23 protein-coding genes are annotated in these 22,843 nt (G+C 57.6%); 9 read left to right on the forward strand and 14 right to left on the reverse strand.

Translation table 11 applies throughout. The features are described 5' to 3' along the window. Positions 1 to 8: 8 nt before the first annotated feature. Positions 9 to 2,525 carry a sugar phosphate nucleotidyltransferase gene (locus M7439_RS05170; protein WP_298346336.1) on the reverse strand — a complete coding sequence of 839 codons (2,517 nt, stop codon included), beginning with the start codon at positions 2,523 to 2,525 and terminating at the stop codon, positions 9 to 11. Positions 2,526 to 2,564: 39 nt separating this feature from the next. Beyond that, entirely contained in the window at positions 2,565 to 3,125 is a 561-nt protein-coding gene (locus M7439_RS05175; protein WP_298346338.1) for a CDP-alcohol phosphatidyltransferase family protein, read from the reverse strand. 108 nt (positions 3,126 to 3,233) lie between these two features. Between M7439_RS05175 and M7439_RS05180 the strand changes: the two genes are divergently transcribed. From M7439_RS05180 to gcvPB, 4 genes are all read left to right on the forward strand, one after another. Beyond that, positions 3,234 to 3,671: a hypothetical protein gene (locus tag M7439_RS05180; protein ID WP_298346340.1), complete on the forward strand. Its 438-nt coding sequence runs from the start codon at positions 3,234 to 3,236 to the stop codon at positions 3,669 to 3,671. A 29-nt stretch (positions 3,672 to 3,700) separates the two neighbouring features. Continuing rightward, positions 3,701 to 4,744 (forward strand): glycine cleavage system aminomethyltransferase GcvT, encoded by a 1,044-nt coding sequence (gene gcvT / locus M7439_RS05185; protein WP_298346342.1) that lies wholly within the window; start codon positions 3,701 to 3,703, stop codon positions 4,742 to 4,744. A gap of 115 nt (positions 4,745 to 4,859) precedes the next feature. Continuing rightward, positions 4,860 to 6,197, forward strand: coding sequence for an aminomethyl-transferring glycine dehydrogenase subunit GcvPA (gcvPA, locus tag M7439_RS05190; protein ID WP_298346344.1), 1,338 nt, complete (start codon positions 4,860 to 4,862; stop codon positions 6,195 to 6,197). Beyond that, a complete protein-coding gene (gene gcvPB / locus M7439_RS05195) occupies positions 6,194 to 7,711 on the forward strand; it encodes an aminomethyl-transferring glycine dehydrogenase subunit GcvPB (RefSeq protein ID WP_298346346.1) in 1,518 nt (505 codons plus the stop codon). Before gcvPA ends, gcvPB begins: the two co-directional genes overlap by 4 nt. On the opposite strand, the gene M7439_RS05200 is transcribed toward gcvPB, so the two are convergent. Continuing rightward, complete coding sequence (locus M7439_RS05200; protein ID WP_298346347.1) at positions 7,686 to 8,180, reverse strand: phosphate-starvation-inducible PsiE family protein; 495 nt, start codon at positions 8,178 to 8,180, stop codon at positions 7,686 to 7,688. The two genes, gcvPB and M7439_RS05200, sit on opposite strands and share 26 nt — an antisense overlap. A gap of 44 nt (positions 8,181 to 8,224) precedes the next feature. On the opposite strand from M7439_RS05200, the gene M7439_RS05205 reads away from it, so the two are divergent. The 3 genes from M7439_RS05205 (at position 8,225) to pyk (ending at position 11,367) form a co-directional block, all read left to right on the forward strand. Beyond that, positions 8,225 to 9,133 (forward strand): DMT family transporter, encoded by a 909-nt coding sequence (locus M7439_RS05205; RefSeq protein WP_298346349.1) that lies wholly within the window; start codon positions 8,225 to 8,227, stop codon positions 9,131 to 9,133. A 79-nt stretch (positions 9,134 to 9,212) separates the two neighbouring features. Continuing rightward, complete coding sequence (locus M7439_RS05210; protein ID WP_298346351.1) at positions 9,213 to 9,743, forward strand: hypothetical protein; 531 nt, start codon at positions 9,213 to 9,215, stop codon at positions 9,741 to 9,743. Positions 9,744 to 9,891: 148 nt separating this feature from the next. Beyond that, a complete protein-coding gene (pyk, locus tag M7439_RS05215) occupies positions 9,892 to 11,367 on the forward strand; it encodes a pyruvate kinase (protein WP_298346354.1) in 1,476 nt (491 codons plus the stop codon). 53 nt (positions 11,368 to 11,420) lie between these two features. On the opposite strand, the gene M7439_RS05220 is transcribed toward pyk, so the two are convergent. The 7 genes from M7439_RS05220 to M7439_RS05250 form a co-directional block, all read right to left on the reverse strand. Beyond that, positions 11,421 to 11,924 (reverse strand): hypothetical protein, encoded by a 504-nt coding sequence (locus M7439_RS05220; RefSeq protein WP_298346356.1) that lies wholly within the window; start codon positions 11,922 to 11,924, stop codon positions 11,421 to 11,423. Then, complete coding sequence (locus tag M7439_RS05225; protein ID WP_298346358.1) at positions 11,914 to 13,092, reverse strand: DUF58 domain-containing protein; 1,179 nt, start codon at positions 13,090 to 13,092, stop codon at positions 11,914 to 11,916. Before M7439_RS05225 ends, M7439_RS05220 begins: the two co-directional genes overlap by 11 nt. Beyond that, positions 13,092 to 14,057, reverse strand: a complete 966-nt coding sequence (locus M7439_RS05230; RefSeq protein WP_366525222.1) for an AAA family ATPase — start codon at positions 14,055 to 14,057, stop codon at positions 13,092 to 13,094. The genes M7439_RS05225 and M7439_RS05230 overlap by 1 nt, the downstream gene beginning before the upstream one ends. Then, positions 14,054 to 14,509 (reverse strand): hypothetical protein, encoded by a 456-nt coding sequence (locus M7439_RS05235; protein WP_298346364.1) that lies wholly within the window; start codon positions 14,507 to 14,509, stop codon positions 14,054 to 14,056. Before M7439_RS05235 ends, M7439_RS05230 begins: the two co-directional genes overlap by 4 nt. Further along, positions 14,502 to 15,401, reverse strand: a complete 900-nt coding sequence (locus M7439_RS05240; protein WP_298346366.1) for a DUF4129 domain-containing protein — start codon at positions 15,399 to 15,401, stop codon at positions 14,502 to 14,504. The genes M7439_RS05235 and M7439_RS05240 overlap by 8 nt, the downstream gene beginning before the upstream one ends. Further along, a complete protein-coding gene (locus M7439_RS05245) occupies positions 15,398 to 15,604 on the reverse strand; it encodes a hypothetical protein (protein WP_298346368.1) in 207 nt (68 codons plus the stop codon). The genes M7439_RS05240 and M7439_RS05245 overlap by 4 nt, the downstream gene beginning before the upstream one ends. Before the next feature lie 123 nt (positions 15,605 to 15,727). After that, positions 15,728 to 16,372, reverse strand: a complete 645-nt coding sequence (locus M7439_RS05250) for a DUF4232 domain-containing protein (protein ID WP_298346370.1) — start codon at positions 16,370 to 16,372, stop codon at positions 15,728 to 15,730. 777 nt (positions 16,373 to 17,149) lie between these two features. On the opposite strand from M7439_RS05250, the gene M7439_RS05255 reads away from it, so the two are divergent. Together M7439_RS05255 and M7439_RS05260 are read left to right on the forward strand one after the other, a co-directional pair. After that, positions 17,150 to 17,887: a TIGR02206 family membrane protein gene (locus tag M7439_RS05255; protein ID WP_298346372.1), complete on the forward strand. Its 738-nt coding sequence runs from the start codon at positions 17,150 to 17,152 to the stop codon at positions 17,885 to 17,887. A gap of 115 nt (positions 17,888 to 18,002) precedes the next feature. Then, the gene (locus M7439_RS05260) at positions 18,003 to 18,179 is read left to right on the forward strand and encodes a hypothetical protein (protein WP_298346374.1); all 177 of its coding nucleotides are present in this window, start codon (positions 18,003 to 18,005) and stop codon (positions 18,177 to 18,179) included. A gap of 67 nt (positions 18,180 to 18,246) precedes the next feature. Here M7439_RS05260 and M7439_RS05265 read toward each other — a convergent pair whose 3' ends face one another. The 4 genes from M7439_RS05265 to M7439_RS05280 all read right to left on the reverse strand — a co-directional run bounded on the left by M7439_RS05265 (position 18,247) and on the right by M7439_RS05280 (position 22,443). Continuing rightward, a complete protein-coding gene (locus M7439_RS05265) occupies positions 18,247 to 19,023 on the reverse strand; it encodes a hypothetical protein (protein ID WP_298346376.1) in 777 nt (258 codons plus the stop codon). Between the two features lie 224 nt (positions 19,024 to 19,247). Continuing rightward, positions 19,248 to 19,994, reverse strand: a complete 747-nt coding sequence (locus tag M7439_RS05270; RefSeq protein ID WP_298346378.1) for a hypothetical protein — start codon at positions 19,992 to 19,994, stop codon at positions 19,248 to 19,250. A 1,597-nt stretch (positions 19,995 to 21,591) separates the two neighbouring features. Continuing rightward, a complete protein-coding gene (locus M7439_RS05275; RefSeq protein WP_308464401.1) occupies positions 21,592 to 22,206 on the reverse strand; it encodes a hypothetical protein in 615 nt (204 codons plus the stop codon). A 6-nt stretch (positions 22,207 to 22,212) separates the two neighbouring features. After that, entirely contained in the window at positions 22,213 to 22,443 is a 231-nt protein-coding gene (locus tag M7439_RS05280) for a hypothetical protein (RefSeq protein WP_298346382.1), read from the reverse strand. Positions 22,444 to 22,843 lie beyond the last annotated feature (400 nt).

Here is a 22,843-nt window from a genome sequence, read left to right on the forward strand (position 1 = left end):
GATGAGATCTATGACAGGTGAGGAGCACTATCACGGATGGTGCGCACCTGTTCATGAAGCTTGGCGATCATGGCATTCGCAGCAGCATCGTCGTCGTCAGAGACCCAGACCTTCAAGAGGGGCTCTTGTTGGTCTGGCGCGATGAGCCAAAACCGATCACCGTCACCGACGCGTATTCCGTCAATCACGATCAGTTGTTCGTTGGAGTCAGACTCAGCCCGCGTTCGCAACTCCCGCATGGTGTAGCCCATCTGCGCATAGCTCACTGAAATCTCATCCACGTGGACCTTTGGCACCTGGATGCCCCTGCGCAGCCTCGACAGCGGCTGGCGGACATGCTCGAGCCCTGAGAGCAAATAGGCGAGGCTCACGGCCGCATCGGGAACCGAGGTGAGATTGGAGAACAGGAAAAGTCCTTGCCCGCCCACGCCGAGCGCTGGGACTCCGCTTGCGCGCACGCGACGACTGATATCGTTTAAGTCCAGTCCGGCCCAGGTAAAGGTGATAGCTGCATCATTGGCTAACTTCTCCAACGTGCTTGGCATGTTGACAGGCGCCACCACCTCCTGGATCCCATCACTTTGGATGACCAGTTTGGTCAAGAGTGCCGCGAGTTCAGCATCGCTGAGCGTGACCCCTTCGTCATCGATGACGGTGATACGCTCCGCCCCAGCGTCGACTAGGAGGCCCAGCTGTGCCGAGGATGCGACGACGAGGCGGGCGAGGGACTGGAGTTGAGCGTGGGCATCATGGGTGATTGATCGAATCGTCGATGGATAGGAGTTGACGGCGAGGACATCCATGCCCAGTGAACTGAGCACCTGAGGAAGCGAGAGATTGCCGCTTCCAAAGGAGAAATCGATCACGACTTTTGCACCCAGGTTACGGATGCGCGTCATGGGGAGCTGCGCGTTGAGCTCAGCCTTCCAGCTCTCAAAGGAGCGCGGGTAGGCACGCAGGTCACCGACCTCTGAACCTGAGACACGTCGGAAGTCCTCCCGCTCCAGCGCACGCTCGATCTTGCGACGATCACCCGAGGGAAGGTCACACCCAACTTCATTGACCAGATGGATGAGGATCGCCTGTGGGTCCTGGGGGTCGAGGGCGACGCGAACGCCGGCCCGGCTGTCGGAGCGAGCAACCAGGTGCCGCAGAACCGGGAGCGTCGAGACCTCTAAGTCCTCAACATCCATCCCCACCGAGTTAAAGCCGACCATCATGGCGCGTTTGATCGCGCGGGCGGATCGCGAGGTATCCCGTGCGGCCATCACGACGGAGTGCAAGGGCAGCATGGAACCATAGGCCATCGCGATACGGCACGCGAGCTCTGGGGTAATGTCGATGTTGGCCAGCCCGGCGATGCCTAGTGGGCCAAAGACAGTGCGGGGTGAACCCGCTTCCCAAACGATCGAGTTGGTGACGGTAGAGAGCGGTTCAATCTTCTTGGCTGGGTAGATCTTGATGTCGGGGGCTAAGACAGCTTCGCGGCCGACGTAGACCCCATCGGCGATGATCACTCCATCGTTGACGACGGAGCGGGAACGGATCTCCGCGCCTCGACCGAGAATGGCGGCCCTGATGCGAGACGCCTCGCCGACAAAGACATGGTCAAAAACCACACTTCCAGAGAGCACGGAGCCCGTCTCAATGCGCGCATTGTCCCCGAGGATCGTGTAGGGACGAACCTCAACGCCAGGCCCGAGATAGACGTAGTTGCCGATCAGTGCGGGCCCTTCAATCTTGGCAGTCGGATGCACTTCGCAATCCTTGCCGATCATGACGCCGCCCTGAAAGCTAAAACCCTCCAAGTGCGTCTGGCTACGACCGTCGAGGACGTCGCGTCCTGTCTGGAAAAACCCTCCGAAGGTGCCAACGTCGGCCCAATACCCTTCGGACACGTAGCCGTAGAGAGCCTCACCGTCAGCGAGGAGGCCAGGGAACACCTCGCTCGAGAAGTCAACGGGTCGATCTGTCGGGATAGTGTCTAAAACCTCGGGCTCTAGCACATAGATGCCGGTGTTGACGGTATCGGTGAAGACCTCACCCCAGGTCGGCTTTTCAATCAGTTGTTCGACCTTTCCGGTGGTATCGGTCGCCACGATACCAAACTCGGTTGGTGCGTCTACGGAGGTGAGCACCATAGTCGCCTTGGCGTTGCGGTGTTGGTGAAACGCGATCGCCTCGCTCAGATTGATATCGGTGAGAACATCCCCGCTGAGGACGAGAAAAGTGCCACGCACAAGATGCCTGGCGTGGGCTACCGCGCCTGCGGTACCAAGGGGTGTCTCCTCTTGTAGGTAGCGCACTGACACACCAAATTCGGCGCCATCACCAAGGTAGTTACGGATGGCGTTGCCAAGATATGCGACCGTCACAATGATATCGGTAACGCCATGCGCTGCCAGTAGCTCCACGACATGCCCGATCATTGGTTTGTTGGCGATTGGCAACATCGGCTTTGGTGTCGTGCTCGTGAGCGGCCGTAGTCGGGTCCCTTCTCCTCCCGCGATAATGACTGCCTGCATGCAAACCTCCTATGTGACCGACGATCCTGTACGGTCTTGCTAGGGCAGTTCCTCCGGATGAGCTGTTCTCGCAAAGTTTAGGGCGTAGAACACCAGTGCAACGTAGAGCAGCACCACTGCCAAGGTCATCAGGGCGACTGCTGTCTCCTTCACGATCGGCTGGTGCAGGCCGTCACCAAGAACTACCAAAGGAAATCCTAGCAGCAAGCCAAAGGTGCCCGCCTTGCCGATCCAGACCACGTCGTTGCGATGACGGTGGATGAGCAGGTCAGCAAGGACTGTGATCCCAACAAGTATCTCCCGTAGAAGCACAATGACGAGAAGCCAGGTCGGAACGAGGTGGTCCAAGAGCGCAGCGATGGCCACCACGATGAGGACGACGCGGTCCGAAAGTGGATCAAAGATCTTGCCAAAGGTCGTCACCGCACCAGTACGACGCGCGACGTAGCCATCGAGAAAGTCAGTGATGCCCATCACCGCGAGCAGGATTGCGGCGGCGATGTCGTGTCGCCCGTGTGAGAGCAGAATCCACACAGGAAGCAGGAGGAGTACGCGAAGTGCCGTGATGAGCGAAGGGATCGCCGTGCGTGTGATGGCCAATAGCCGATGCTTGTTCACGGCTCTTAGCATAGACCTCGCCGTCGATTGTGGGAATTCTCCGTTTAGTCAAACAGCCTACAGTACAATAGAGGTGTGCCACAGGGATCCATGCTTTCACTCGTTGTCTTCCCATCGACCATCGTTTTGATGGGAATCGTGGCGTTTCTAGTCGGTTGGCGGCGACATACTCGATTCATGAATTCGATACGAGCAAGGCGTGCGGCAGAGTTTAACGCGAATCATCTCTCGCAGACGATGGCCTATGAGCCCGAGGTGCTCATCACCAACGTGATGCGTGCGGAGGAATCAGTCCTCATCGGGTACCAACCGTATCTGCATGCCGCCCAGGACGTAGCTAAGGCACAAGGCACCTTTGTCGCGTTTGGCTCGGACGCTGGGGTCTTCGAACGGCTAGAGAACTGGTGCACGCAGCAGGCCTGCATTCGCGTTGAACTCGATCACCTGGGCAACCGACTCCGCCTGTCTCGCTCCTATACCACTGAAGAAGTCGAACTCTCGATGGTGCCAAAGAAGAATGTGGGGTGATGGCGGGTCTGACGGTTAGCATGTGAGAAGTGACGAAGACCACTGCTCTCCACGCCACCCACCTCGGGCTTGGCGCAAAAATGACGCAATTTGGTGGCTACGAAATGCCGCTAGCCTATCCAGGGGGCACATTGGCGGAACACCTCGCGGTGCGTGAGGACGCTGGGGTCTTTGATGTCAGCCATCTAGGCACCGTCGAGGTCGTCGGTACTGACGCCTTTGGGCGCCTTCAAGCCGCGCTGACCAATGACCTCAGTCGGATAGGGCCTCGCCGCGCACAATATACCCACCTGCTCGATGACGATGGCTCTGTCTTGGATGATATCATCGTCTGGTGGCTCGACGATGATCGCTTTCAGGTGATGCCCAATGCGGCCAACACGGCGAATGTGCTAGCCAGTATCGGTGGAGATGACATCACCCACGACAGGACGATTCTCGCCGTCCAAGGACCTTTGGCACGCGGGTATGTCCGCGGTGTGTTAGCCGTCGAAGAGCTGCCGGCCAAGAACCGTATCGTCGCTGGGACCTACCGGGGTGCTTCGGTTCTCATCGCGGGAACGGGGTATACCGGAGGCGATGGGGTAGAGCTATTCCTCCCTAACGCCGTTGCCGAGGAGTGTTTTCTCGCACTCGTCGAGGCGGGCGTCTCCCCGTGTGGGCTTGGGTCACGCGATACCCTTCGACTTGAAGCAGGGTTACCACTCCATGGTCACGAGCTCGGCAATGGTCTCACCCCCTTGAATGCGCGGCTCGATTGGGTGGTGAAGTTCGATAAAGGTGATTTCCCTGGCAAAGGAGCCTTGCTCGAACAGCGACGTCGAGGAGTCTCCCCCCTCCTCGCTGGATTGCGTTCGGGTTCGCGCGCTCCGTTGCGCACCGGGGAGCGTGTCTACGCTGGCGATGTCGAGGTCGGATGGGTCTCAAGTGGTGGATTTTCACCGCTGCTCAAGGAAGGCATCGGACTGGCCTTCCTCGACGCTGATGCCCCAGACGCGCTGCACCTGCGGCGTGGTGCCTCCACCATTGCACTCCAGCGATGCACCTACCCCTTCGTTGACCTCCCTCGGTAAGAAGCAGGGCGCAAGCAGCATCCAGACGGGCGCACTAGAGTGGATAGCGGCGTTGTGGGTCACCGGTTGTCAGGGTCCTATAGGCCATACTGATTGAATGGAGAAGGAGGATCGGTTGCCATCTTTCGCGCCGCACACCGATGAAGAGATCCAACAGATGTTGGCAGATCTGGGGATGAGCTCCCTCCAAGAACTCTACTCCTCGATACCTGCTGCACTGTTGCGGACCGAGCCCCTTGCACTTGCCAAGGATCAGTCGGAGATCGAAGTCCTTGAACAATTCGCCCAGTATGGTGCCGAGAACGCCGCCGTGCGCACCGTCCTAGTGAACTTTGCGGGAGGTGGTGCCTACGACCATGATCTCTCCGCCGCCGCACGCCACCTCGGCACCCAATCCGCCTTTGTCACTGCCTACACTCCGTATCAACCGGAGGTGGCTCAGGGTGTTCTCCAGGCTCTTTTTGAGTTTCAGACGATCATCGCGCGTCTTTTTGGTTTGCCGATCGCCAATGCATCCCTCTATGACGGGGCAGCCAGTCTGGTTGAGGCGGTGAATATGGCAGTCGGCTTCACCAAGGAGCGACGCATCCTTGTCTCGGCCGGCGTGAACCCCGCCTATCGCGAGGCGCTCGCCACCTTTGGCGCCGGTACCCGTCTGTCACTCGAGACGATCGAACTCGGCGCCGGTGACGCCACGTCGTTTCCGTTCACAGAAGATGGGGCAGATGGCTCCAAGGCTGGAGCGGTGATCGTTGGCTACCCTAACTACTTCGGCGCCATCGAAGACCTCAAGGCCGCGCGGGCATTGGCCGATCGACGCGGGGCGCTGCTGATCGTGGTCGCTGACCCCATTGCGCTCGGACTCCTTCGCTCTCCTGGGGAGTTTGGTGCGGACATCGTGGTGGGGGAGGGCCAATCGCTTGGCATACCGCTGTCCTTTGGTGGTCCGTATCTAGGCCTCTTCGCTGCGAAGAGCGAATATGTCCGATTGATGCCAGGGCGGCTCGTTGGCGAGACCCTCGATCAGGAGGGACGACGGGCATTTGTGACGACACTTCGAACCCGTGAGCAGGATATTCGTCGTGAGAAGGCGACATCGAATGTCTGCACCAATCAAACACTCATGGCTATCCAAGCCGCCATCCACATGGCGTGGCTTGGCAAACAAGGGTTTGGACTCCTCGCTCGCCGGAACTACGATGGCGCCCACTACCTTGCGGAGCGGCTCGAAGAGATCGGTCTGGCGCCGAGCACCACCCATTTTGTTCGTGAGTTCACGGTGCGTACCCCGATCAGTGCTACCGAGTTGCAGCATCGACTCCTTACCCATGGTTTTCTCGCTGGGGTCGTACCTCCAGGGTTTGATGATCGACTGGTCATTGCCGTCACTGAGGCACGCCGACGGGTAGAGATCGATAGTTTTGTTGATACGATTGCGAAGGAGCTGCGATGAGATTCGCTTCGACCAGTGCCCCAGGTGGACGGGCTCGTTCAGCGCCACTCGTTGGCGATGCTGAGGAGCCAACGATCTTTGAACTTTCGGTTCCGACACGCCGCGCCTTCTCCCTCCGTGACACTGAGGTCCCAGCGATGGATCTTGCGCCGATTGCGGCATGGATTCGCGATGAGCCAGTCGAGCTGCCGGAGGTGTCTGAGCGAGACCTCGTTGCTCACTACACACGCCTTGCGAGCAGAAACTACTCGGTCGACCTTGGTGCGTATCCTTTGGGTTCGTGCACGATGAAGTACAACCCAAAGTTTGCAGATCAGGTAGCTAGCATCGACGGACTTGCTAACGTCCACCCAGCCACACCACCAGAGGCCATTCAGGGTTGGCTGCGACTCTTTCATGAGCTCGAACGCTATGTGTGTGAAATTACCGGTATGGCTCAAGCAACGCTGCAACCGCCGGCGGGAGCTAGCGGTGAACTGACTGGACTGTTGATCATGCGTGCCTACCACGCGTCACGCGGCCGCTCACCGCGGAAGGTGGTTATTCCGGACTCTGCACACGGAACTAATCCTGCCTCGGTATCGCTCGCCGGATTTGAAGCTGTCACCGTTCCAAGTGGCGCCAATGGACTGGTGGACTTGGCGAAGCTGCGCGATCTTGTCGATGCTGATACCGCCGGCATCATGCTCACGAATCCCAATACCCTCGGTCTTTTTGAGGAGGAGATCCGCGAGATACTCGCGGTGATCCACTCGGTGGATGGCCTTGCCTACTACGACGGAGCGAACCTCAATGCGATTGTCGGTGTCGCACGTCCCGGTGATATGGGGTTTGACATCGTCCACTCCAATCTCCACAAAACCTTTGCAACACCCCACGGAGGTGGGGGCCCAGGAGCTGGGCCGGTCGCGGTTGTCGAGCATCTTGCACAATTTCTCCCTGGTCCGCTCCCGCGCTCGCTCGATGGTGGTTCCTCGTACTCGTGGGTGACCCCGGAGCGCTCGATTGGACGGGTGCATGCCTTCTACGGGAACGCGGTGGTGCTCGCGCGTGCTCTGGCCTTCATGAAGTACCTCGGCAGCGATGGTATGCGGACCATGTCAGAGCTGGCAGTTCTGAACGCGAACTGGCTGCGTGCCCGGATAGCCGATTCTTTTGCAGTTGCCTACGAGCAACCCTGCATGCATGAGTTCGTCGTGTCGGCGGAGGCCCTCAAGGCCAAGACGGGTGTACGCGCGCTGGATGTGGCCAAGGCGCTTCTCGACAGTGGTTTCCATTCGCCCACCGTGTATTTCCCCCTTGTGGTGCACGAAGCACTGATGATCGAGCCAACCGAGACCGAGTCCCCGCAGACGCTTGAGGCGTTGGCGTTGGCCTTGGAAGAGATCGTCGCGACCTCCTACAAGGATGCAGAGGCGATCTTCGCGATGCCGCGCAACACCCCGGTTCGCCGTCTCGATGAGGCGCTTGCGGCGAGAAAGCCCATCCTTACTGAGGATCAGCGGCGTCTGTAGGAGCTGCCTGCTTACGCTTGGTGAGTGCGTGAAGATAGAGGGCCACCGTGAGTGCCAACACGACGAGTGTCTCGACGAGGAGTTCGGTCACGGCCGAGTGAAACTCTGGCGCATTTAACGCGTGATTGATCGTCGAGAGTTCGGCGCCGAGCACCAGGATGCGCCGCACAGAGGAGACGATCCCGATGATGAGGAAGGGTCGGAGTTGAAAGCCACCGTGCTTGAGGTGGTTGTAGACGGTACTCATGAGTTCTAGTAGGATGATGACAAACAGGATCTCATTAAGCGTGGCAACGAGCGATCGTGTGACGTCGGCGTCGAGATTGATGTCAATGAAGCTATGGGCCGCTTGGTAGAGAACAGCCGCGGCCATGAGGGCTAGGAACAACGCTACGATGAGATAAAACACCGTCTCGGTTCCAGAGATATAGTTCGCCAGCTTCGATGATTTGAGGGGGGAGTTACTCATGTGCAGGGTAGCATATCTGCTCCACTGGCGATCCTAGGTCGGCGATGATCGATTCCCGTCACCGACGAGCTCGCCTCGGCCTCGTATCGGTCACCGCGCTGTGGGGTGTGACCTTCTCGCTCAACCAAGTCGCGCTCCACTCGATGGGGGCGGCGACGCTGACGTTCCTCCGCTTTTTGGTAGCCTCCCTCTTCCTGCTGTTGGGCTTTGGCCTCCGTCGGTCGTTTTGGCAAGGCGTGAACCGCGCTGAACTCTTGGGCGGGCTGCTCACCGGGTCTCTGCTGTTTGGTGGCTACCTAACACAGACGGAGGGGCAACGCTTTCTTTCAGCATCGTTAGCGGGCTTTCTGACTGGTCTCTCGGTTGTACTGGTGCCGCTGATCCTGCTGGTATTGCATCGGGGTCTTACCCGCCGCCAGTTCGGTGCAACACTGATCGCGGCGGTCGGCCTCTACCTACTCGCAAGACCCCAAGGACACGAGGGCCTCCTTGGCATTGCGCTCCTCCTGGCCTGTGCGCTCTTCTTCGCCCTCCAACTCGTCGCCGTTGAATACTACCGTATCACCACAGCGGCTGTCATCCGCTTTACCCTTTTCCAGATGGCGACCGTCACCGCCTTAGCCGCCTTGGTGGCGATGGCACCTGGAGGAGGGGGGCTGTTGCCGCTGCACGCGTCCCAGGAGGCTTGGGCAACCGTCGCGATCAACGGTGTTGGTGCCTCAGCGCTCGGATTTATGGCCCAAACCTGGTCCTTGCGCTGGCTCAACTCGATTGAGATATCGGTGATCTACTCCCTTGAGCCCGTCTTCGCCGCCCTCGTTGCCCTCATCGCACTCCATCAACGGGAGGGTTTGGCCGTCTGGATCGGCGGTATAATCGTCGTAGTGGCCATGGTTCTTGTCTCTATCACTCCTCCAGGCGGGGCGACGTACCCCCAAGAGTCCTCTACCTAAGGGACTTAAGTCACACCTGCGCGTGGGTGTTGGTCTTTGACGGTGCTTCTCCCTACGATAAAGGACAAGATGAAGGTCCATGATGGTTGAGTATGCAGATCGCGACGCTGCGTTCAGTGGTGACGAGTCTCCAGTCCGTTTTGTTCGAGATTTTGTTGATCTCGATATGAACTGGGAGATGGCAGCGCTGCAGCTGACCCAACACCCCAACAGCTGGCTTGGAGAGTTGATCACTGGAACACGCCTCAGCCAGAGCCCCGTGCAGGCCCGTATGGGGCTGCGAGCTGCGAGGATTTTTGGTGCCTCCGTGGTGGTGACCCTTGCCGCACCGTCACGTTCGAGAGACAGCGTGATCTTCCCCATCACGTGGGCACCCGTCTCGGGATCGCGTCTGCTCCCGACCTTTGAGGGTATGCTAGGGATCTCACGCATGGAGGCTGAGATGAGCCAGCTCTGGCTCGAGGGCACCTATCGCGCGCCGCTCGGGAGACCTGGCCAGCTCATGGATCAAGCGGTCTTTCATCGACTGGCAGACTCGAGCATTCGTGGCTTTTTGTTGCGGCTGGCTCGTTCACTCAAGAATCAGGTCCCCGACGACGAGATTCCGTGATCGGGGAGAGCTTCTCTGGCGCCATGGCTGGTCTGGGTCGCAAACCGGCGGCTGGTTGTTGAGGCTCATTCAAGGAATTGAACGCGTATCCCATCGCGTTATGACCAGAGGCGCAGTAGGGTGATAGGCAAATGCGACTGGAGCCTTGATGAACGCACCTCGGCGGACGAAGATCGTCTGCAGTATCGGACCCGCCTCTCAAGATGTTGAGAGTCTTGTAGCACTTATCGAAGCCGGGATGAATGTGGCCCGCGTCAACATGTCCCATGGGACCTACGCCGAGCATACCATTACCATCGAGAACGTTCGCGAGGCGGCCAAACGAACTGGCCAGATCATCGGGATTCTCGGCGACCTCTGCGGACCGAAGTTGCGGATCACTGGGTTGCCAGCGCGTCTTCATCTCGTAAAGCCTGGGGATCAATTTATCCTTTCGGAGGGGGAACCCGAGGAGGTCCCCCAAAAACTTACCATTACGTCGCTCGGGGTCTTGGGCGAGGTCGCAGTGGGCGAAAGCATCGCCTTTGCGGACGGGGCAGTTCGTGGTGTCATCGAGGGTATCTCCGACGAAGGGGTCTCCGTACTCGTGACCCAGGGTGGCTCACTCGCGATGCGTAAAGGCGTAAACCTGCCCGACTCGCACCTCTCAATACCTGCGATGACCGACAAGGACTTTGCCGATGCCAGTTTTCTCCTCGAGCATGCTATCGACTTTCTTGCGTTATCATTTGTGGGAGGCCCCCAAGATCTCACGCTGGCTCGTGAATTTATCCGATCACACGCTACGACCCAAAACACGCCACGACTGGTCGCCAAGATCGAACGTCGTGATGCCCTTGGACATATCGGCGATATTATCGATGTTGCCGACGCGGTCATGGTGGCGAGAGGTGATCTAGGCGTTGAGATCCCGGTCGAGGAGGTGCCGATCGAGCAGAAGCGCATCATCCACATGGCCAACGCTCGCGGCAAGATGGTGATCACCGCCACACAGATGCTTGAGTCGATGATTAGCGCTCCAACCCCGACGAGGGCTGAGGCCTCTGATGTGGCCAATGCGATCCTCGACGGAACCGATGCGATCATGCTCTCCGCCGAGACGGCGGTTGGATCCTATCCTGTCGATGCGGTAGGGCAGATGGACCGGATTGCCCGCGCCACCGAGGGGATTGTATCGGACCAAAGCCTCACGCTGCTCACGCATCCCACCAGGACGATCCACTCAACCGCCGACGCGATTGGCTCCGCTGCCGCTGATCTGAGCCGGCATCTGCTGCTCAAGGTGGTGATCGCGGTGACGGAGTCTGGCCACTCCGCTCGGACGATCTCCCGGTATCGCCCAAGCGTACCGATCCTGGGGGCAACTCCGGATAGCTTCGCTGCGCGATCCTTGACGCTCAGCTACGGTGTGATTCCTGTCGTGATTCCCCGTTCCCCAAGCACGGAGGTCATGATCCAGGAGGCGATTGAGAATGCCATCGACCTCCACCTGTGCGTATCCGGAGATCTCTGCGCGCTGGTCGCCGGCATTCCCTTTGGTGTTCGCGGCACGACCAACTTGATCAAGGTCCAGATCGTAGGTGAGGGTTTCCTCTCGATTACCGATCGCTATCAAGATGACTAATCAACCGTCCCCGATTGAGTGAACGTCGCCACTGAGAACTTGTCAGGCGCACCTCAGCGCGGTGGGTGCTGTCTCGCCTCCGGAACCAGTCGGTACAGGATGACAAGGACTGCCAGGATGAGAATACCTGAGATCAGGTGACCCACAAGATTCGTAAGCGGGGTGACCAAGGCGACGACCACGACGAGAGCGGAGACGATGCTGGCGCCGAGAAGGAAGCTCCACTCAAGGGGACCCAACGTGGAACGCAAGGGCTCCGGTGAGCTAGCCAGAAGAAAGCCAATGAGGTCGAAGACGCCGAGGGGCACCAGGAGGAGGAGGTGTGCTGTCGTGCGAGGCGGACTGATGGCTACCATCGCAATTGGGCCAACTAGGCCGGTGGCGACCAAGAGCGAGGTACCCTCCTTCCCCCGGGTCGTGCCGATCACCGCTGTCAGGATGGTCACTGCACCGATGAACCACGTCGCGGTGGATCGCTGAGCCACGACGACAAGGGCTAACGCAACCCCAAGGACGATGAGGGCTAGACCACTGTATCTCGTCGAACTAGTCGACATGCGAGGGTCCTGGAGTGGGGGAGAGGGTTGGGTTCTCCAAGTCCACCACGCTGACACCAAGCCGCGTGATATCCTCGAGGAGCTGGCGGCGAATCAAGCCACCTAGTCGTTCGGCGTCGTCGCCATCGGTGGTCTGCGATCCTACGGGCCCGACGAGCGTCAGCGGATGCCCTGCAAAACGCAGGTCGCGTACTGCCTGTACCATTCGACGATCTTGGAGCGTGCTGAGGACTACGACCGCCGCTGACCGAGGGATTGCGTTTTGTGGCAGGAGATCGATGCGTTTGTCAGCAGCAGTCGCGTACGGACGAACCTGCAAGAGCCGCTCAGCGATCAACCGTTCCTGATAACGACCGGAGGCCGGAGGAATCCAACCGATGGTTCCACCAAAGACGACAAGACCCACGCGATCGTAGTTACGTAGATGCACCCGGGCCAGGTTGGACGCTACTTTGGTGAGGTTGGCTAACTGCACGGGTGAAAACGTGTCGAGGAAAATAACGAGATCAAGCGGGAGCTCGCTGCTGCGCTGGTTTAGCCACACCGTGCCGGTCCGGGCTGTTGCCTTCCAGTTGACGTCGGCCAGAACGTCGCCAGGACCTGCCTGGCGAACATCGACAAACTCGAGACCGGCGTGCGTCTTCTTGTTCGAGCGATGACGGCCAACGGCGAACTGTGCATCCACGGCTCGAGAGAGCGGACTGATCTCCTCGATAGCGGGAAAGACTTTGATAGGACCAGGTACCTCGGGGTGCACCACATCCTCAAAGAGTCCGAATGGTCCCTCCCTCACGAGGGTACTCGCCTCGAGGTGATGGCTTCCAAAACAGGGGAAGATGACGGTGATCATCGCCGACTCAGACGCGACTTCAGCGTCGCCCAAAAGAAGATCTCCGCTGCGCAGCTCGATCCGATAGCGCTGTGATCGAAGCGCCTCGAGGTTGATCCGGAACGTCATCGCATCTCCCTCGAAACACATCGCAGAGTCACCAGCCTCGAGTTTGACAGCACCGAAGGGTGTCCTCGGCCACAATAAACCGATGGCAACCAGGAGCATGAGGGGTGCACCGATGACGATGATGGCAGGGCCATCAATCACTGCGAAGATAAGGGTTACCCACGTAGCGAGCAACAACAGTGCAAATCGAGCTGTGTAGCGACGCTGCATTAATGTGGGTTGCTACCCTCGTTGAGGGCGACAGGTGCCGGCACCGCCTGCACCGCTTCGTTGACGATGCTCTCTCGGCGTACGCCACGTATCCACGCCTCGGGACTTAGTCGAATGCGATGGCCCAGTGCGGGCAGCGCCATGGCCTTCACATCCTCTGGAGTGACAAAATCTCGACCAGCTACCGCAGCCGATGCTCGAGCGAGCAAGGCGAGTGCGATGGCCCCTCGTGGGCTCGCGCCTAACGAGACTGACGAACGATCACGCGTGTAGCGCGTGAGCGCGACGATGTAGGCGACGATCGCGTTCGAGACAAAAACCTTAGGCAGTGTTCCTCGAACCTCTTGCAGCTGTTCGCTATCGAAGATCTGTCGCACCGACGTGTTTGCCAGCCCGGTTAGCAGGTGATCGTTCACGATCTGCTCCTCATCGGTCTGGCTGGGATAGCCGATTGTGGTAGCGGCGAGGAAGCGATCGACCTGGGCCTCTGGCAGTGGGTATGTTCCTTCGAACTCGATTGGGTTCTGAGTCGCGATCACGATAAAAGGGTCCGGTAGCGGGTAGGTGACGCCATCGACGGTGACTTGCGACTCTGCCATCGCCTCGAGCAGTGCTGACTGGGTCTTTGGCGAGGCACGATTGAGTTCGTCAGCAAGCAATATATTGGTAAATATTGGTCCCTTCCGAAACTGCATTTCCTGGTTCTTAGCATCCCAAATAGTCAGACCAATGATATCACTTGGCAGGAGATCTGGGGTGAATTGAATGCGTGCGAAACCAAGACCCAATGTCCCCGCCAGGCTACGCGCAAGTAGTGTCTTCGCCACGCCTGGCACGTCCTCTAAAAGTACATGGCCCCCGGCAAACACCGATGCAACGACCAGCTCCACTACACTATCTTTTCCATGAATAGCATGATTCATCTCATTGATAATGTCTCGTATGGTAGCGTGATATCTCGTTATTGCTGGTTCCAACTATCCTCCAGTAGTGAAAGCGCACGCTGTAGCAGATCGTCATCGAGCGCACGGGATCGGTCGACCTGTGAACTCCCTGTCGCCGAGAGAGATGTTCTCAGGTTAGTGATTTCGCTACTGGTTGACCTACGTTCGGCTGCGAAGAGAAGGTCATTCAAGATCGCGATCAAGTTCTGTGCCGCGGCTGTGTCAACGGTATAGGTGGCGAGCAAAATGTCGATGGGGTCAGGGTCAAGTGCGCGATCAAAGTTCCGCGACCGACTGCTTCCCAAGCTCCACCAGGCACGGGCCTCGAGGGGCAGCGAGGCAAGAATAAGCAGTACGCTGCTCGTGATGAGCACGGCCTGGATCGCCACCAGGGTGGAGATGATATGGAAAAAGGCAAGAGCGGCCCCCAGGGTGATGATAGCGAGTACACCAAGGATGGTTGGATTACGCATAGGTCGTGGATCTCGTACAAGCGGCGTCGAAAAGCGTGATGAGCGTGTAAGCGAGTTGTCCATCCCGCTGGCTGACGCGATGATTCGAGTAACGCGCCTCCACAAACAGGTTGGCCAGTGTTTGCAGCTCTAGCGGAGGAAATGGGAGGCTTGGCGCTAGCCTGCGTACAAATTCGATGGATGTTTCATAGCGCAAGCGCGTAAAGCCGATCTGTGCGAGGCGAGACTCCGCATACCCCCAGCAGGCAAGGATCTGATCACGGGGATCTTCGATGGTTTCGAGCTCTTGGATTGGGCGAAGTTGTCCACCGGTACCGGGTTGGCGGGTCAATGCGTGTTCACGACCAGCATAGCTACGGCGTCGTGCGCGTTGTCGCAGGAGTCCAGCAGCACTCAACACGACCAAGATGAGGAGACCGATAACGATGGGAAGCAGGTAGTTGAAGTGAGTGGGCACCGGTACGGGTCCCTTCGCATGGAGACCTGCACTCACCCTGGGCCGTTCGATCGATGCTTGTCGATGCTTGCGTCGCGGGGCGAGCGCATAGAACAGGAACCCGAGAAAGGCTAAGAAGAAGATTGCGCCAGTGGCGATGAGTATCCGCAACCACAGCGGGAAGGTGAAGGGACTCTGTTGACTGGTGAACCAGCGGGTGCCTTGTCCTGCGTTTCGGCGCAAGGCCGCGAAGACCAGCAGACCCACACCGACGACGAAGAGAACCATCAGTGCACTGATGAGTGCACGCACGAGAGCGGTCAGCAGGACGCGGTGATCGACTCCTGTGTGCACAGCCTTGCCAGCAGTGAGGCCCTCGACGCCCGTACCAACAATGAGTATCGCGGCGACAACAAGTGCGACCCATCGCCTTCCAAGTGCTTTGGATGAGGTCATTGGCCTCCCTCATGGCGCTCGAGACGTCGTACTGCCTCTTCGAGCTCTCGGAGGATGGCTCGCGAGTGCGCCCCAACCTGGCGCAATGGTTGCGCGGGAGACTCCTGCTTGTGGGCAAGCAGCTGGCGCTCGATCTTCTCCACCCGCGCGGCTAGTTCCTGATAGGTCGAGGTTAAGGACCGCAACTCATTCGCGTCAGACATTGATTCTCCCTCGTAAGCACGAAACGACCTATGGTAACGATATCACGTTACCCAGCGACGATCCATTGATGACCGATCGAAGGCACGACCGCATATCCCAGCATAGGTCGGCCGTCATCGATCCTACGAAGGTTCTGCCGCCACTGGTTGTACTTGAATGGTGCCACATTTGAGAGCCTGTACGGTGCCGCCAAAGGCTTGTATGGTCCCTGCCGGACCGGTAAGCGTGAGGTAGTGATAATCATTGGGTGGGGTGATCTCTAGCGCGGATGAGGTCGGACAAGACTCGTTACCGTACCCAGTTGCATTGGCGAACTGCATCATGAATGCGACCTTTGCATCATGGGCAAGCTTCACCGTCTTTTCGCTCGCTGGAGTTCGAACCACTCGGGTCGTCAACTTGGCGCCGCCTGTACCGAGAAGCTGAAGCCCAGGATAGCCGTACAAGGTGCAGGTGTTGTTGCCCGTATTCACCAGGGTATAGGTACGAATGGTGCTGCCCGCAGCACCCTCTACGGATACCATATGCGCCACCAGATTGGCTGACCGACAACGTCCTCCTCGATCCGCGGTCGAGGTATCGGTTGACTTCGTCGTTTTGTTGCTGGCCTTTGAGGAGTTCGTTTTACTCGTTGCACTTTGTGAAGTCGATGTCGGCTTCGATGAGGAGCCGCAGGCTGATAGCGTGAGGCCAGCGGTCAAGACAACAGTGGCACCGATAAGCGTTGGGCGTCGTAGGCCGGTCCTTAATCCCCAGGTTCTCTTCATATCGACTCCTCTCGCTTGGCCAACAGGGCACGTCCGAGGTTTCTTGACATCCGAACCACCCTAGGGTTTCTTGTCATTGGATCGGATCGCGCCGCCTAAAACCTAACTCCATGCTAGGCATTTCCCGCCACTTCCGCCGACACCTAGCTGCTTGTCTCCGGCATCTACCAGACTAGTGGGAATGGAAACTTCTACGAAGATCTATCGTCATCACGTGTTGTACCCAGCTGAGAGCAGACCTGGAAGGCAACGTCGTCGGGCAAGCGGTGGTGTCACGGTGCGTTGGTGAAGGCTACGGCCACGGCATGGGCGGGAAAGGCCAGTCAAAGCGATCGCCTGGGAGTCTTGCCGTACCAGTGACCGTTGCACCAGTAACGGTCGGGCGGGTCTTAAGGATCGCTGTTATCGGATGCGTGGGTCCGGGTCCAGTGGGCCTGTCCGAGCACTGGCCACTGGCTACTGTCGCGGATGGCCGCGACTTGACCGGTCTCGCAACCGTTGCACTGCACGCAAAGTTGTTGTGATCCATCGCATTGCCAAGATCGGATAAGGTGCATAGGCGCTGGCTATCGCTTGCAGGCGATGGCGAGCGTGCGATACCGTCGTTCTTGCTTATGGCTCCCATGAGCACCACCTCGATCACACCGAAAGGGCGGTAACAGCCATGCAATCCTAGCCGCGATATTACCCATCTGAAGCGAGCCCGGTCCTGGCGCACCGTACCACCGTTTGTTCACGGATAGAATTGCTACTAGAGCACCGTGAAGTTGGGTGGAGATGACGCCAGACACGTTGGATTGCTACCTTGGTGGAATTGGCCTTGCCATCATTGTGACCGTCGCCACCTGTCGTGTTGCGCGCACCGATCCTGGCGGCAAAGGAATCATAATCTCCCGAGTACTCGCCATCCTTCTCCTGGCAAAAGGTGCGTTGTGGTTTTATACAATCTTCACCGATGGACCTTGGCATGCGAGCTACGGGCTTCCCCTCTACCTCTGTGATTTTGCGGTCTTTGTTGCGGCAGCTGCCTGCTGGTGGCGCACTCCGCTCCTGGTTGAGGTCACCTATTTCTGGGCACTAGCGGGTGTGGTCCAGGCATTGATCACGCCCGATCTACCACGCACCCTCTCTCACTTACTGGTCTTTCAGTACACCTTTGGTCATCTCGCCGTGGTTGCAGCTGCTATCTACCTAGTCGTTGGACTCAAGATCTACCCTCGACGCTTCGCTATCGTCAAGGTCTATGGGGTTACGCTACTCTTCACCGCTGGTACCGGATTGATCGATTGGCTCACCGGTGGCAACTACATGTTCCTGCGAAGGACGCCACACTCTTGGAGTATTCTCAACCTCTTCGGACCGTGGCCTTGGTACATCGTCGTTGCAGGGCTCGTTGCTGTTGTCTTCTTCCTCGTTCTCAATCTCCCCTTCTGGTGGATGCGCAGAGAAGAGGCCGGTGTTCCAACGCAGAAAATGACGGTCAGCCCAGCCTCTGTCCGAGAGGGCCCGAGATAGCCGCGCCTCGCAAAACGGAGCCCCGAAGCTATATCGTGATAATCAGGTTGTGCTGATCGATTTGGTTAGTCATGAGTTGGAGCACGCGCTACACTGGGGGTGTTACGGAGGTGGGGTGCAGCCAAGTGAGCCTACAAGAACCTGGAGTGGTCGCGCAATTGCAATTGCGTTGGTGGTTGCCATCCTTGTGGTGACGTTGCCCATTATCATTCTTGTCGTTACCGCCAAGCCGGTCCATTCTGGTGGGTCGATAGCCCAACAAAGTATCAGTATCGTCGGTCGACAGTTCTAGGATGGACATGGGCCGATTGCTCGTTCCTCAGACGGGGAAAAGGGCGGCCGTCCCTCTGGCAATGTTGTTACTGAAATACATAGGGCTCATCGCTCCGGAGGGAGATATGTTTCCTCACAAAGAGGAGAACCTTGGCGATACTCGCACCTAGTATATAAGCGACTGGCAGGCTAATAATCGAGGCGAACACCCATGGATTGTGGTAATAATAACGTAGTGTTCCAGCAAACGCTATCCACAACGCTAGGGTGTACAAGTAGGGGCCAGGAGCATTCCGGGCCGCGAAAAGGGCTGAGCGATCACGAACATCGGTGAGAAGAAGATGAATCTTAGAAGTAGGATCAACTGTCGCTGCAATGTTTCCATCCTTACTCATCCTCTTGCAGTCGTGGATCACGCGGATAGTGAACATACAGGGGTGTCCATGAGCCTGACGGATAAGATCAGCAAGTCCTGCCATCCGTGACATAAGAGCGAACCCGTAGAGTAGGTCTACGTCATCGACTAGCTGCGCCATCGCAAAGCGATGCGACGCACTGGCACCAAAGGAATAGGTCACGATCTCGTCCCACCCGGGATAGAAATCGTGCTCGTTCGCCAACAAGGTTTCTAGCAGGCCTCGATCTTCGGTGAGGAAACGATCGAGAAGCTCGCCGGTTATCCCAACACGGTTGAGGGTGTCGCGAATCGGCGATCTTCCAACGGCGAGCATCGCCTGCAGCACGTGGATGACAGTAGTGTTTTGATATCCTCCGCCGTCCGATAATGATGCAGCGAATTCGAGGATTTCCTGTGCGCGAACCGACACGCCCCTGCCTGCGGCTCGGGACTGGCTGTTGGTCATGGTGCGCTCCTTTGTGGTCCATGAGACTCTATGAGAATCACAGGCTAACTCCTGTGATCATAGGCCATTGATGCCCCAGGACGCGGTGGTGGGTCTGCGGCAGTAGCTACCTCCATCCAATTGGGGCTGACGATATGCTCCCTGGTGGCTTCCGGTTCTTCAACGGTGGAGCCGTTACACCGGCTTGTTGGGTCACTGTAGCGCTCCTAGCAGGCGATAACCGATCACGTTTGGTCACGACAGAGCCGAAGGTCGATCAGTTGCCCTCCCGAAGCATCGAAAACGCGGTGCCGTCTGAGTACCCTCCTTCCGGTATCGAAATCGGCTTGCACTCGTGTTGCGTACGGAACCATGGCTATATCGGCCCAGCGACAGTAGGGCACCGGGGGCTGTTGGGCCACCGTATCCAGATCGAAGGCGTCGGCCTCGAAGATGAGGGCCAACGTTACATCCTCGTCGGATCTCATTGCGCACGAGAATGGCAACCCGAGCCCTAACTTCCTCGCCTTTGGTAGCACGACGAAACTCGCCAAATCGTATAGAAGTCCCCCAATCGTATCACTTGGACGTTGACCGTGAATGGGAAACTGAACCATGTCCCCATCACTATCCTCGGCGCGAACGATTCCTTCCCACGAGGTACGGATCTGGATTGAATGGAAAGCGTCGAACTGCTGGGCACGAGTGAGAGGCTTCTGCTTTTGTCGAGTCAACAGCCAGTGGGCGGAGGCTATGCCCAGGCGTACTGGTGCAAGAACACCTAGGATAACTTGCTCCTTGGTGAGCGGCTGCGACGCGCGCTGCCGAGCTCGCCAGGCCATGAACTCCACCAGCATCGAATCGAGGGCCAGACGGTCGATCTCGAGATCATACGAGAGCGTGAGTTCTCGTCCAACGAGTGACATCTCCATGAGTTCGTGACGGATATCGTCTGGGACTCGCGGTTCCCCCCTCTGGTAGTGCTCGACCATTGTTCCTCATTTTCTGCGCTAGACTGGCAAGGTCCGCTTCCTCCGCGCACCGGTTGCGGCTATGAAGTCGATGCTACATACCATCCTCAGTACCGGTATAGATTGCCTAAGGAATGGTGTAGATGTCACCATATTTTCACAAGACGCAGGACCTGCTCGGTGCAAGAGTATTTGAGGCCCATTGTTGCCTAGAGACCCGATGTGGGAACGAAGATAATCAGTTGGCATCCGAGTTTGATCAGCCAAGGACAACCTCGATGATATCTTGTGTACAGTTCGTGGATCCTCTTCACGTTTCATAGATCACAACCCGCCATTCAGTTTTCTTGCTAGCCGTCCATTCCAGCTTTTGTCCACTGAGCAGATCCACTGGTACCTCCGTCGAGAAGAATGTTTTGGCCCGTTTACCGCACTCAGGCTGAGAGGTTAGCATCTTTCCAGCAGTCTCAAATCGGATTCCCCCTGGGCCCTCGCATTCCCATTCAATGACGACTGGCTTTCGGATTGCTCCTAGACGGTTCCACATCTCCGAGGCATCTCCGTGCCCAGCATCTCTTACTGTTCGCATCGCACTACTAGGTACGGCCGGCAGCAACGGTAAATTCACGGTGTTCTTGGTGGCTACCGGCTTTGTCCCACAGGAACACAGTACAAGTGCCAATATGGTGATGGATACCGAAACGAGTATGGAGCGATGTTGGACTGCCTGACCCTTCACGATACTTGGTGAGTGCTCCTGGTACACGTTCTTTTCTACCCTTCGTATCCTCTGCCACCCATCTCTGGTTATGGCAGCCGACCTTGTTGGCAATGCCTCCACGTCCAACTACGAACGTACTAGATCATCGCGACGCTTGCACACCATCATCCGGTAGTTCCAAAAATTTAGTTTCTAGCAGGCGCTTGGGGAGGCTCAGTCTGAGAGTGCTCGTTGACGAGTGAAAGTGTGCGTCAGGCGTGCTCATAGCTGGGAATTCTCTGCTTGTGGATGTAGGAGGCCATGAAGTATATCAAGACAATTGCTACGTAATTGTAGTCTTCCGGTTCGCTAATCCCAACCCTTCTAGCATGGATAAGGTGGAGAGGGTCTGCATAGTGCGTTAGGGGAGACCTCCTTTGCCCGTCGTGCCTTCCCGATAGAACAGAGGCCTGGTGGGAGGTCAAACCCTCGTCATTGTTGTGGTGATCGACCAGCACGAGGGGTCGGTTTGGCCGGATCATCGCGATCTATCCAAAGGCAGAACCGTGTCCCGTATCGTGAGTAATTTCCACGCCTACACATCGAAGCAGTAGCTCCACCTTGCAGGGTCTTTATTCTCGGTAGCGTGACGCAGCGGTAGGGGATGTGGATCACTCCAGATGGTGCTAGGGATAGAATTCGCCTACTTCTTGGAAGGCCTGTCGTATTCGGTACGCCGTGAACACGAGTAACGATTGTCGTCGCCAGTGAACGACGTCGATGAGCTACCTGGGACCAATGGATGTGCACTTCGAGGAGGGAGAGCTGGAATTAGGGCTACTTCGGTACTCCACGACGGCAGCCTTGCGCCGTGAGAACCTGATGCCACAGGCAATCATTGATTGTCCTGCGAACCCTCTACATCGGCGAAGGGAGGTCATTCGGTAGTTGTACAATGGGAACGGGACTGTTTACTACAACCGGGTGCAGGCTGTCAAGATGTTTTGTCATCCAAGCAGCCAGAGCAGCACGTTGATTATGGATAGAACCCCCAGGTGCGTACTGGTCTCCGGCAATCTTCTTTCTCATCTCTGTGGTTGTAAGCGCATCGCGGAGAAGATGGACGGCTTCCGGAGAGATAAAACTCTGTTTCGCAGTTTGACCACTGGGCAGCGACGGCGGTGGTGAACCCGCTACCAAGTACCCATGGTAGTTTTTCTGCGCCTGTTGGAGCGCAGTGGAATACGGTACCATTTGATTCGTCTTCGCCGCGTATTGTAAGAGCATCACATCCAGCGTTGCACTAGCAACGGCCTGCAATGAGTAGGACCTTGAAGACTGTTCGATTGACGTAACGACAGTCGTCTCAATCGTCGACATGCTCATCGACGGCGATACACGACTAACCAGATCGTTCACTTCGAAGCCATGCATCATTTGACCGATACCTGATGCAGATTCTGTATATCTCCCGTCGCTGACGGCGATGCCCTGGGCGGCTATTAGGGCGGCATCGGCTGATTGTGATGGCAACTTCGCCTAGGCCTGCTGGACTACCGCTGCGACCGCACCGCCCGGAACCGGTGAGGTTGGCTGTGATGGCGAAACGTCGCTCGATACCCGGTGACTATGGGCAACTGCTTGTTGTCGAGCCCCGCCTTCGATACTGACATAAGCAGCCAGCGCCCCAACACCTATGCAGGCGCCGACAGTCAGCATCACTACGCGCGAGCGCAACCGACGTGCATCGCGACCTGCGTTCTTGCCCATTTGTCACCACCCAAAAATCATGCTGTCTGCTTTAGGTATTACCGTTGACCGTGAATTGCTTCATCTTCAATAACTCAATAGTAGTCGCGAACTGCACCGAATTCAAGGCCCATCCACCAAGTGAGGCTGGACACTCAGCCCTTCCACGAGCGTCGTATTCAACTGGCGGCCATGATTGGCAATCGACAAGTGTAGCCTTTTTATCATCGGGCTAATCCACCCACTTGCGGGTCTCCCATTCAACAGCGATCTCGTCGGGAGACCAATCGCTCGGACGACTTCCGTCGTGTACAGGCCATTCAAACTCTTTAGCCAGAGCATTGTCATCGTGCGCACCCGTCGTTATGAGTCCAAGGTCGGATGGCAGCGGCCAGCCATCATTCCCGAACCCACAGCGATC

Source organism: Ferrimicrobium sp. (genome assembly GCF_027319265.1).
Classification (GTDB): domain Bacteria; phylum Actinomycetota; class Acidimicrobiia; order Acidimicrobiales; family Acidimicrobiaceae; genus Ferrimicrobium.